This window comes from Kineothrix sp. MSJ-39 (assembly GCF_018917935.1).
Lineage (GTDB): Bacteria > Bacillota > Clostridia > Lachnospirales > Lachnospiraceae > CAG-194.
In genome coordinates this window covers 87,674-99,082 of the sequence record NZ_JAHLPN010000012.1, presented here as the reverse complement: position 1 = coordinate 99,082, position 11,409 = coordinate 87,674, and the positions used below count along the sequence as shown (strand labels likewise).

Annotated in this window: 11 protein-coding genes; all 11 read right to left on the bottom strand. The window is 35.2% G+C overall.

Annotated elements, in window-relative coordinates; genetic code table 11:
* Positions 1-498: 498 nt before the first annotated feature.
* Positions 499-672, bottom strand: coding sequence for a hypothetical protein (locus tag KQI22_RS09170; protein ID WP_216551773.1), 174 nt, complete (start codon positions 670-672; stop codon positions 499-501).
* Positions 656-1,267, bottom strand: a complete 612-nt coding sequence (locus KQI22_RS09165) for a hypothetical protein (protein WP_216551772.1) — start codon at positions 1,265-1,267, stop codon at positions 656-658. The genes KQI22_RS09170 and KQI22_RS09165 overlap by 17 nt, the downstream gene beginning before the upstream one ends.
* 127 nt (positions 1,268-1,394) lie before the next feature.
* Positions 1,395-2,537 (bottom strand): glycosyltransferase, encoded by a 1,143-nt coding sequence (locus KQI22_RS09160; RefSeq protein WP_216551771.1) that lies wholly within the window; start codon positions 2,535-2,537, stop codon positions 1,395-1,397.
* Between the two features lie 64 nt (positions 2,538-2,601).
* Positions 2,602-3,390 (bottom strand): glycosyltransferase family 2 protein, encoded by a 789-nt coding sequence (locus KQI22_RS09155; protein WP_216551770.1) that lies wholly within the window; start codon positions 3,388-3,390, stop codon positions 2,602-2,604.
* A gap of 32 nt (positions 3,391-3,422) precedes the next feature.
* Positions 3,423-4,727: a flippase gene (locus KQI22_RS09150; protein WP_216551769.1), complete on the bottom strand. Its 1,305-nt coding sequence runs from the start codon at positions 4,725-4,727 to the stop codon at positions 3,423-3,425.
* Complete coding sequence (locus tag KQI22_RS09145) at positions 4,724-5,776, bottom strand: acyltransferase family protein (protein ID WP_256447424.1); 1,053 nt, start codon at positions 5,774-5,776, stop codon at positions 4,724-4,726. The genes KQI22_RS09150 and KQI22_RS09145 overlap by 4 nt, the downstream gene beginning before the upstream one ends.
* Before the next feature lie 40 nt (positions 5,777-5,816).
* A complete protein-coding gene (locus tag KQI22_RS09140; RefSeq protein WP_216551767.1) occupies positions 5,817-7,013 on the bottom strand; it encodes a polysaccharide biosynthesis C-terminal domain-containing protein in 1,197 nt (398 codons plus the stop codon).
* 19 nt (positions 7,014-7,032) lie between these two features.
* Positions 7,033-8,223: a UDP-N-acetyl glucosamine 2-epimerase gene (locus tag KQI22_RS09135; protein WP_216551783.1), complete on the bottom strand. Its 1,191-nt coding sequence runs from the start codon at positions 8,221-8,223 to the stop codon at positions 7,033-7,035.
* A 34-nt stretch (positions 8,224-8,257) separates the two neighbouring features.
* A complete protein-coding gene (locus tag KQI22_RS09130; RefSeq protein ID WP_216551782.1) occupies positions 8,258-9,292 on the bottom strand; it encodes a polysaccharide biosynthesis protein in 1,035 nt (344 codons plus the stop codon).
* Positions 9,293-9,384: 92 nt separating this feature from the next.
* Positions 9,385-10,317 (bottom strand): SDR family NAD(P)-dependent oxidoreductase, encoded by a 933-nt coding sequence (locus KQI22_RS09125; protein ID WP_216551766.1) that lies wholly within the window; start codon positions 10,315-10,317, stop codon positions 9,385-9,387.
* A gap of 7 nt (positions 10,318-10,324) precedes the next feature.
* A complete protein-coding gene (locus KQI22_RS09120) occupies positions 10,325-11,401 on the bottom strand; it encodes a glycosyltransferase family 4 protein (protein ID WP_216551765.1) in 1,077 nt (358 codons plus the stop codon).
* Positions 11,402-11,409: the final 8 nt, after the last annotated feature.

The following is an 11,409-nucleotide window of genomic DNA, read 5'->3' as shown; positions in this document are numbered from 1 at the left end:
CCGATTGCCCGAATAGTAACTTTAAAGCTTGTTTTACAGGCGGAAATTTTCGCCTGCTCTTGACATGCTCGAATCGACACTGTTATATATAAAGCAAGGGCTGAATGCTCATTTGAGAGCCTTCAGCCCAATCATTATCATAGAAGATTACATTTACAGAGTTTTATTCACACACTCATGGTTTCCACCTCCGGAATAGTGGTTTCCTAGAAAACGGAATCACGGTTTCCTTTCGCCGGACAGCATGGACACGGAAGCCGGATTATTCACTCATAATTGCTGCCCAAAAATTTTTTAATTGTCTTCACCTTTGCCGGTGATTCCACAATAACCAAATATTTTGCCATACTACTTCCCCTAGCGTCCTGTAATAATCGTTTCAAACTATACACTAAAAAAATGGATGTGTAAAGGATTTTTTCCGGTTGCTGCATTTTCGGTATCATTTTTGACATATTTGGCCAAAAAAGGGAAGGCTGCTCGCCTTCCCTTCTGCTGTTATAAATAAAATCGTATGTCCTTACAGCCCCGTGCAGCCTTTTTCTTTCGTCGTATGTTTCTTGGCGCACTTTGGATTTCCTTTAAGACTTTTTCTGCTTCCTGCTCTATTTGGGCAATGGACATTTTACAATACTTCTTAGGGATTTTAAATTCATCATTTTCCATTATCATATACCATTACCTCCTTAAATATAATTCCAAACTTTTCCTGCATCTCCATGAGAGCTGTATATCTTCCTTCATAATCATTATATCCTTGGTGCATTTTTTTCGCAACCAACAAATCATAGTACGTTTCACTAATTTCTTCCTCTGCCGCATACAGAAATATCTTTCCATCATGACAGATAACCAGTCCCATATTATATCCATTTTGGAAGTTTGCATTAAAATCAGGTATGCTTGGAGGGAAGCTGCTTGGATGTGTGTGTAATGTTAAAAGTCTTTTCTCAGGATCTGCTTTATATTCTTCCACAATTTTTATGGTCTTATTTGAATATGATATTTCTTTAACGGAATCGGTTGTTATTTCCTTTGCTACTACTGATAATGTATCAAGATCTATCCAGTACATATCCTCATATTCTGTTCCGCTTCTATGTAATAACATCTTTTTGGCTAAATGATAAAGCAATCTGTTTAATTCTTTTGAATCTGATATGGCATCAAATTTCTTTCGATATTTACTGCTATTCACATAGCCAATATTAATCTGCGTATTTTTATTTCTTCCTGCCCGCTGTAATTCTAATTCGTAACTCTTCATATGTACTTCCTATTATTTTATTGCAAGCATGGATTTTCTAATAGATGAACAGATATGCCGCATGCGGCATCATAAAGATATGGTTCGACAGAAGCCGCAAGCCTGGATCATTATTGTTGAATTAATATTATGAAATATTTTGAATCATATTAACGATTTTCTCCGTCTGTTTTATACTGTTTTTTTCTCTCCATACAAATTCTTTTCCTTTATTTCCGATTTCCTTCCGTTCCTTTTCACTCATCTCGCACACTTCTATCATTTTTTCTTTTAAATGTATTGCCTCATTTCCCTCGACATACAGGATTACTTCATCATATTCCTTTGGGATGCCATCTAATTTATAAGCAATGACAGGGATCCCCGAAGACAAATATTCCATTATTTTGGAGGGGAAACTATACTTTGTAAATTCTTCCACATTCTGACGCGGATTTACTAAAACCGTAGCTCCGGCCTGAAGCTCCAATATCTGTTTTCTTGATATCTGTCCGTAAAATTTTATTCTGGGATCTTTTTTTTCTGCTTCTCTTACTTTTTCTTCACAGTCTCCCATCCCACATATTTGCAATTCATAATTTTTCATTTCTATTTGTTGAAATGCTTCTATTAAAGTAAGGATTCCAAACTTCTCATGCAGTGTTCCCGTGTAAAGAATTATACGCTTTTCTGAATCTTTTTTACCTTTCGCTTGTACAGTTTTATATTCCACCGGGTCTGTGGCAATTCCTTCCACAACACAATATGGTTTATTTTTTATATGCAAATAATCGGCCATATATTCTGTAAGCAGAACATATGCATCAATACATTTTAAATATCTATATGACTTATGTGCTGCCACAACATTCCATAATTTCTCCACTTTCCCTTTTGTTGAAGACAAATCCGACATTTCCGGCAAATCTGCTATAATAGCACAAACTGTTATTTTTTTCTTTTTTTTAAACTTCTCTACAGCCTGTATAAAAGCATCTCCTATAGTATATACAAATAAGATGCCTTCCTCTACCTCAGAAAATGCTTTCATCAGTTCTTTATATATTTGATGAGCCATCGAAATTTTTCTCAATAATTTCACATTACAAAACCCTACATTTATATGTACATTTCCCTTTTCTTCAAAGCTCTCTCTTTTTATAAACGGATCACTATAATATTGAGGATAGCTATATATTGGCATTACATTTATAATCTGAATTTTTTCCGGGAAATGGCAGCTTAAACCTTCATAAATATGCCACTGAAGTGCACTTGCTGCATCACTCATCGTATGCGTAGATTTTGATCGCACCACGTCATATTCTTTCGACGGTATTAGTGTTGTCAGAAATTTAACAGATTTCATTTTTATCCTTGTTCTGTCCCTTCTTTGTCATTTTCTTATACGCACATATAGCCGGCATATGATAGAGCTTCGTATGTCTGATTGCGTCCTGAAAGCAAAGTAGTTTCCAAATTTTTTTTGATATTGCATAGTATAAACAACCTTGATCCTTCAGATAGGAATCATCATATTTTCTATTCCATGTTGACTCCCGGTCTTCCAATAATTCAGCAATATACACCGGCATTGCATATATTTTTAATCCATGTCTGAGGCATTCCGTCAAAAACAAATTATCTTCCCCATGACAGTGTTCCGTTCCCCCGCCATAACATAAATGGAAAAAGATTCCCTCTTCTCGGATTCTTTTGGTTCTCACGGCTATTCTTGCGGTTCCATATCTTAGATAATTATAAAATCTAACTCTGGCACATTTCCTTATAATATATCTTTCAGGTACCTTTTCAATCAGGTTAAAAACAATAACGTCCGCATCGGGGCATTTCCGAAATGTTTCTTTTACAACATTTACATAATCATCAACATATCGCATATCATCATCTGCGAAAAGACATATATCACCAGTTGCACGCATCAAAAGATTATTCCTATTTAATCCCACCCCTTTTTCCGCGAAAGAATAATAGGATGCTTTGTTATTTCCATATATAAAGTGTTCTATTTTATTCTCATCACATTGATTTCCTACCAGCACATCAGAATGTATATTCATTTTTTGCAATAAAGAATGATCCTTTTGGTTCATGGTTGCAACTAAAACTTGTACTTTATCCATATAAACAATACCTCATTTATAATTCCATACAATCAACTGCGGTATAATGCCGTTATTTTTAAAGCCTTTAACATCAACACAACATTTTTTCTCATCTCCGGTATAAATAGCGGCAATAAGAAACTTGTGCCAATTTGGGTAAGCAATGATGCCAGTGCAGCCCCGGATGCGCCCCAGATGGGTATCAATAAACTATTTAAACCAACATTTATTATTGCAGCAATAAAATACATATATTTCAAATATTTTTGTTTGTTTTCGCAGACTATCCATGCATTCCTCGCCACTCCCAAATATGCAAAAATCGTATATCCCGTAACAATTCTGAGTGGTCCTACTGCCGGCAGATACGCTTCTCCATAAATTTTACCAATTACTAATTTTCCAAATAAAATAAAAAAGACAGCTACCACAACGGACATATAAATTATCATAGAATACAATTGAATATTTTTCTTTTCATATTTTTCTTTATCTATTTGATATAGTTTTACTATAGTTGGATAAAAAGAATCTATAAATGCCATCAGAATAAACACCCATACCGAATTGAGAGATGTCGCTAATGAATAATACCCCACTTCTTTTTCTCCCAACATCTGTTTCAACATCAGTTTATCCGTTTGTCCATAAATAGCAATCATCATTCCCGACAAAATATAGTGATAGCTGCTTTTTAACAATTGTCTTGCTTTCCTAAATGAAACCGATAAATGCGGACCCCCGTGGCTTCTGTACGCAAGTAAAAGCCCTATCGCCAAGCACAAGCTTTCCAAAGCATTGGCACATGCAAACCAGTATATGTCTTTATTGCATATTAACAAAAATATTTTATATACCGAAGTCACAAGATATGAAATTAATATAGAAATGGCGGTGACTTTTGACTCATATCTATTTTGAAACCAGTAATTAAAAGTGTCAAATATCTGAAATAATAAAGCAATACTACATAAAACCGTTACATAAATTGTAGTTGTTTCCCCCCGGTCAACCAGACATACTATCACAATTATTGCTATGAAACACAATATGCTTGACAGTGCCCTTAATGCCAGAGTTGTTCCAATTGTTTCTCCCTGTTCTTCTGGTTGATCAACGAAATTTTTTATAATAACCGAATCAATCCCTAATGTACATAATGAAGTGAAAAAAATGACATAAGCTACTGCGTAATTTATAATTCCATAATTTGCAGGTCCCAAATATCTTGCTGTAAGTATACTGATTACAAAAGAAAGCACCATCTGTATCAGCCTTCCGCTTATCAGCCAACCAGCATTTTTCATTTCTTTATTATTGAATCTTTCAAATAAGTTCAACAACTTATATTTCATTTAACACATTCCTTAATATTTCGATTCAGAAACCGCAGCCAGATCTTTTCAACGGATTTCTTTCTTATTAAATCAATTGCAGTCCCCATGACATAAATAATCATTACCGCCAATAAAGAATACAAGATTAACAATATTGGATTCTGTTCTTTGTATAATGGAAAAAGTATGTGCAACCCCTTCTCCAGCAATCTGTTACTATGTAGAAGATAAACACCCAATGTAGCCCCGGCTATAGTATTTATAGTTTTGTTATAATATGTTTTTAAACTGCCAAATCCTATAAATAATTCTATACAAATAAGAACCGTAAACGGACTATTTAATTCCCTATAAAAATACTTCATATCCAATATTGATTTATCTTTAAGTTTTAATCCCCAATACGTTATCATATAAAAAGACATAAACATTAGTATGTAAAAGGAAAACGCTATACATATATGCTTAAGAAATGACCCGGCTTTCATAGGAATAAACCTTTTTATATATCCCGCTATTATATACATAAGAATTACCGAATACATTCTCCCTTCAAACATTCCGGCAAATATTCCGGGAACTCCACCTCTCAATAAAACCAAAATAATAATACAGCTAGCCAAAAAAGCTTGATACTGCGTTTTCGTTAATGCCTGCAATAATATATTTATATAAGGCGACAAAACCATTAAAATTATATACGCAGTAATAAACCAATAATGTCCTGATAAAACCGGGAACAAAGCGTAACTTATTTCATCAGCCGCCAATATCCAATCAAAATCTCCGCTAATAAGCTGATAAATAATCCAAATTATCCATATTAATATAGTATAAAATACTACCTCTCCCCATATTTTAAGTATTTTTTTCAAGTCGATTTTTTTATCCACCATGAAATACCCGGAAATAAGAAGAAAGCATCCAACACCAATTTGCCCTCCTATATGAAGCCAGTCGGTTATCATTTTATATACCCCCAACGTGTCACCATATAGATCCGATAATCCAAATATTTCATCACAATAACTCATTACAATCAGTAACATACTTAAAATTCTTAACATCTCATAATTGGAATTCCGCTCTTTTTGCATCATCTCCATATTACACCACTTCATAAAATGTATCCGGTCTATCCGGATTAAAAACCTCATTGCATGTCATAACCGTAACTAAATTTTCTGTTTCCGAAAGATTGATAATATTGTGTGTCCACCCCGGAATCATATATACTGCTTCTATTTTTTCACCCGTCACTTCAAATTCTACGATTTCTCCTGTGTTGATATTTCGCTCCTGAATCAATCCATGTCCTGCTACTACAATAAACATTTCCCATTTTGAGTTGTGCCAATGCTGTCCTTTCGTAATACCAGGCTTGGAAATATTGATTGACACCTGACCACAATCCTGTGTGTGCACTAATTCCGTAAAACTTCCTCGATCATCCACATTCATTTTCAATGCATATTTCATTTTTTCAACCGGCAGATACGTCAGATATAAGCTATATAATTTCTTTGTAAACGATCCTTCCGGCATCTTAGGTATCATAAGCGTTGAAGGTTGCTTTTTAAACTCCTGTAGCAAATCAACTATTTCTCCCAGAGTTACTCTGTGCGTTACCGGAATACAACAATACTTTCCAGATTCATCAAGAACCGTTTTCACACCATCAAATATGCAATGTTGTTCTTTGCCTTCTAAGAGATCAAACATACCTTCTACAAGATCATCAATATATAATAGTTCCAGTTCCGTATTTCTGTCATTTACAGTGAATTCTTCATCATTTGCCACTGCCCAGCAAAATGTTGATACTGCACTGTTATACTTCGGTCTGGAATGTCCCATAATATTGGGGAATCGATAAATTGCCACTCTTGTCCCTGTTTCTTCCGCATATGCAAAAAACAATTCCTCTCCGGCTTTTTTGGATCGTCCATATTCAGAATTTACAAATCTGCCGGCAAGCGAAGCCTGAATAGAAGAAGCCAGCATAATTGTGGCTTTATTATTGTATTTTTGTAATTTTTTTAACAAATCCGATGTAAAACCGAAATTTTCCTTCATAAAATCTTCTGATTTTTCCGGACGATTTACTCCTGCCAGATGAAATACAAAATCCGCCTTCCTGCAATACTGATCCAAATCATCCGGTATCGAATCTGTGTCATACTCATAAATTTCATCAATTACAATTGCGGGTCTCGTTTTATTCTTTCCGTCACGAATATTTTTCAAGTTATTGACAAGTGCTGTCCCCACCATACCTTTTGCACCCGTTACCAAGATTTTCATAGTGTACTCCCTATCCGCTTTACTGATCCTTTCGCCATACCATTTTATTAACTACATTTGTATATCCCTGAATGATCCTGACTACCTTCATAGAAACAGACTCATCTACATAGTCCGGGCACGGTCTGCCAAATACACCATTTTGTTTCATCTCAATTGCCATATCCGTTGCATTTAACAGTTCTTTCGTTGTAATGCCTGCTAAAATAAAATCACCAGCCTCGAGTGCTTCCGGTCTTTCTGTAGACGTGCGTATACAGACAGCTGCTATTGGATGTCCAATAGAAAGATAAAAAGAAGACTCTTCCGGTAACGTTCCCGAATCGGATACAACTGCCAGAGCATTCATCTGCAAGCAATTATAATCATTGAATCCCAGCGGCTCATTGACCCTGACTCTGGAATCAAGTTTAAATCCGCTCTTCTCCAATCTTTTACGGCTCCTCGGATGGCAGGAATACAAAATAGGCATATCATATTTCTCTGCCAGCGCATTAATAGCTGTAAACAAACTAATAAAATTCTTCTCTGTGTCAATATTCTCTTCCCGGTGAGCTGAAAGAAGAATATACTTATTAGATTCCAGCCCCAGTCTTTCCAACACATCAGATGCTTCGATTTTCTCAAGGTTCCCATGGATTACTTCAGCCATTGGTGATCCTGTCATGTAAGTTCTTTCCTTGGGAAGTCCCGTATCAGCCAGATATTTACGGGCAAATTCAGAATAACACAGATTTACATCAGAGATTACATCCACAATGCGTCGATTTGTCTCTTCCGGCAGACACTCATCCTTACAGCGATTGCCCGCTTCCATATGGAAAAGCGGAATATGTAACCGTTTAGCTGATATAGCAGAAAGACACGAATTAGTATCTCCCAATACCAAATAGCCATCCGGCTGTAATTCCGATAACAGTTCATAACTACGTGCAATAATATTTCCGCAAGTTACGCCCAGATTATCGCCTACAACAGGAACCAATATATCCGGTCCAAACTCGTCAAAGGTATTTTTCAGTTCAAAATCCTCCCAGAATACAGTTGAAAGATTTTTGTCCCAGTTCTGGTTATAATAAATCACGCAAGTATCAAAATACTCTCTGCATCTTCTGATCACCGCTGCAAGCCGAATAATCTCCGGACGAGTTCCAAGCCCGATGCAGATCTTCGTTTTTCCATTATTATTCCACCGAAAATGATGTTCCATTGTCATTACTCTCCTTTGAAACAACTGGCAAACCTTATTCTTCTGCCATTCTTTCCTGAATATACGGTAACCTGGCAAGTATTTCCTTTGTTTCTTCCAGATTCAACAAAGTAGTATTATTACTATTGAACTCTGTCAGTGTATTTCTCCCGGCATCTCCATCCTTAAAATATTTATCATAGTTAAGGCTGCGTTTATCTGCCGGGACACGATAGAAATTACCTTTATCAATTGCTTTTGCACATTCCTCATTTGTCAAAAGTGTCTCATACATCTTTTCACCATGACGAATACCGATTATTTTAATATCTTCTTTCTTACCACCAAACAGTTCACAAACTGCTTCTGCCTGCGTTTTAATTGTGCAGGCGGGTGCTTTCATGATCAAAAGATCTCCATTTTCACCATGTTCAAAAGCGAACATTACAAGATCTACCGCTTCATCAAGCGACATAATAAAGCGCGTCATAGATGGCTCTGTTACAGTAATTGGATTCCCCGATTTAATCTGATCAATCCAGAGAGGTATAACAGATCCGCGTGAACACATCACATTACCATAGCGCGTACAACATATCTTTGTTTTTCCCGATATCCGGGATTTTGCTAATGCAATTTTTTCTTCCAATGCCTTTGTAATCCCCATTGCATTAATTGGATACGCTGCCTTATCAGTTGAAAGACATATGACCGACTCGACTCCCGCTTCAATCGCAGCAGTCAGAACATTGTCCGTTCCAAGCACATTTGTCTTAACTGCCTCCATTGGAAAAAACTCGCAAGAAGGCACCTGTTTCAATGCCGCTGCATGAAATATGTAATCAACTCCGTGTATTGCACTTCTTACAGACTGTAAATCACGGACATCACCAATATAGAACTTTATCTTATCTGAAACTTCCGGCATTTTGGTCTGATATTCATGACGCATATCATCCTGCTTCTTTTCATCCCGGGAAAAGATACGGATTTCTTTTATATCTGTCCTTAAAAACTTATTTAAAACAGCATTTCCAAAAGAACCTGTTCCACCGGTTATCATCAGTGTTTTATCTTTAAACAACGACACTATTTTACACCTCATATTTTAATATTTATTAACCCACCAAGATATAACCTCCTTTTTTCTACAGGAGATTATAAAATAGCGTTATTCACTTCTCAATTTCCTGTCATTTTATTAAACATCTCATTTATTGCATCATAAACTGTATATTGAGGCTCCCATCCAATTTCTTTTCTTATTTTTGAATTGTCACACCAAATAACAGGATTGTCTATTGGTCGCAATTTGGTTGGATCAATTTCAACATTTATCGTTTGATTGCTTAATGATATAATATAATTCAATATATCACTCAAACGATAAATATAACCGCTTCCCACATTAAATATCATTTCTTTCGATTCACTCTCAAGAATCATACGATATGCCTTAGCCATATCCCTGACATCACCCCAATCCCTTCTTACATCCAAATTACCTACCTTTATTGTCCCAGGCTTTCCACTATTATGAATCCTTGCAACCTGTTTTACAAAACTTGGAATTGCAAATGCTTCTGATTGTCCATATCCCGTATGATTAAATGTTCTAGTGCATATAATCCTAAGTCCATATTCTTTTCTATATAACTCTGCAAAATGTTCCTGCGCTACCTTAGATAAACCATATGGATTATTTGCAGCAATCGGAAATTTTTCGTTCATTTTATTATTTGAAATTGCATATTCTTCACTAGATCCAACCAATAATATTTTGGGATCAAGCCTTAATTTTCTAACTGCCTCTAGAATATTAAGTGTTCCTACTAAATTTATTTCTACTGTTCTCTGCGGCATGCTCCAAGATTCAGCTACAGAACTAACAGCTGCCAAATTAATAATCATATCAGGTTTTACATCCGCAATTAAATCACATACTTTTTCAAAATCTGTCAAATCTGCGGTTATATAACTTTTAACGCATCTGTTTAAGCTTTCATCGCATTCTAGGCGCCCCGAAGCAAACACTCTATAACCACTATGCCCAAATTCACTTGCTAGATATTTTCCAACAAATCCATTACATCCAAAAATCAAAACATTATTCATTATGCTCTCACATCCCTTCTATGACCTCCCTATAACAATCTAACGTCTGAGTCGCGATCTTATCCCAATCGAATTTTTTTAATTGTTCTTTTCCTTTCTTGATTAAATCTTTACGCATATCCTCATTATCTAATACCATTTTTATCTTTTTTGTCATGTCAGCTATATCATATGGATTAATATATACAACAGCATCTCCACCGACTTCTGGCATTGAACTCGCATTACTTAAAACAACTGGGCAATTACATGCAAAGGCTTCTAATGTTGGTATCCCAAAACCTTCATACAGAGAAGGGAACACAAAGCATTGTGCATGTGAATATGCATAACTTAATGCTACATCATCTATATTTACTTGATGAATTCTATCAATATTATCCTTTTGTAAATCTATTTCCTCCTGAGTAAATGCCCCTCCCCCTGCACAAACAAGGTGAAGGCTGGAATCCATCTGCAATATTGGTTTCATACTTTCATAAAAATTTAGATAGTTCTTATATATTCTTCTGGTTCCAACAAAAAGAACATACCTTTGCGGGAATCTGCAATCTAGTTTATTATTTTTTATCGGTTTAAAATTACTTCCTATGTATATAACTGATATTTTATTCTGATCAATATCAGGATACAGTTTTAAAATATCCCTCTTAGTATTCTCAGAAATTGCTATAATTTTATCAGCTTTATAAATCAATTTCTTTTTATTTTCCACAGTGGAATCCTCCTGAGAAAAATAATATGGCATTAATTCATGAATCATATCATATACTGTTAACACCAGTTTTCCTTTATTATAATCCAGGAAATACGGATCATAATAGGTCGGATGAAAAATGTCATACTTAGAAAAAGACAGCATAAACTTTATTATCATTTTATTTATACTTCTTCTGCCTCTAACTCTTGAATATGATATTGATCTTCTATTCCCCCTAAAATATGCATTATCATTAAAGACACAATATAATCTTGGAGATATTCCATCTGCCACAGAAAATCTCTGTATTAACTCATAAAAATATCTAGATATTCCTCCATATTTTTGTCCAATCATGATTTGATAATCATATATAACATTCATGAAAATAT

Bases quoted from the DNA above. Each gene is read 5' to 3' on its own strand.
- KQI22_RS09150 (WP_216551769.1), bottom strand. From the start codon at position 4,727: ATGAAATATAAGTTGTTGAACTTATTTGAAAGATTCAATAATAAAGAA.
- KQI22_RS09145 (WP_256447424.1), bottom strand. From the start codon at position 5,776: ATGTTAAGAATTTTAAGTATGTTACTGATTGTAATGAGTTATTGTGAT.
- KQI22_RS09160 (WP_216551771.1), bottom strand. From the start codon at position 2,537: ATGAGTGATGCAGCAAGTGCACTTCAGTGGCATATTTATGAAGGTTTA.
- KQI22_RS09125 (WP_216551766.1), bottom strand. From the start codon at position 10,317: ATGAATAATGTTTTGATTTTTGGATGTAATGGATTTGTTGGAAAATAT.
- KQI22_RS09135 (WP_216551783.1), bottom strand. From the start codon at position 8,223: ATGGAACATCATTTTCGGTGGAATAATAATGGAAAAACGAAGATCTGC.
- KQI22_RS09120 (WP_216551765.1), bottom strand. From the start codon at position 11,401: ATGAATGTTATATATGATTATCAAATCATGATTGGACAAAAATATGGA.
- KQI22_RS09140 (WP_216551767.1), bottom strand. From the start codon at position 7,013: ATGAAAATCTTGGTAACGGGTGCAAAAGGTATGGTGGGGACAGCACTT.
- KQI22_RS09165 (WP_216551772.1), bottom strand. From the start codon at position 1,267: ATGAAGAGTTACGAATTAGAATTACAGCGGGCAGGAAGAAATAAAAAT.
- KQI22_RS09155 (WP_216551770.1), bottom strand. From the start codon at position 3,390: ATGGATAAAGTACAAGTTTTAGTTGCAACCATGAACCAAAAGGATCAT.
- KQI22_RS09170 (WP_216551773.1), bottom strand. From the start codon at position 672: ATGATAATGGAAAATGATGAATTTAAAATCCCTAAGAAGTATTGTAAA.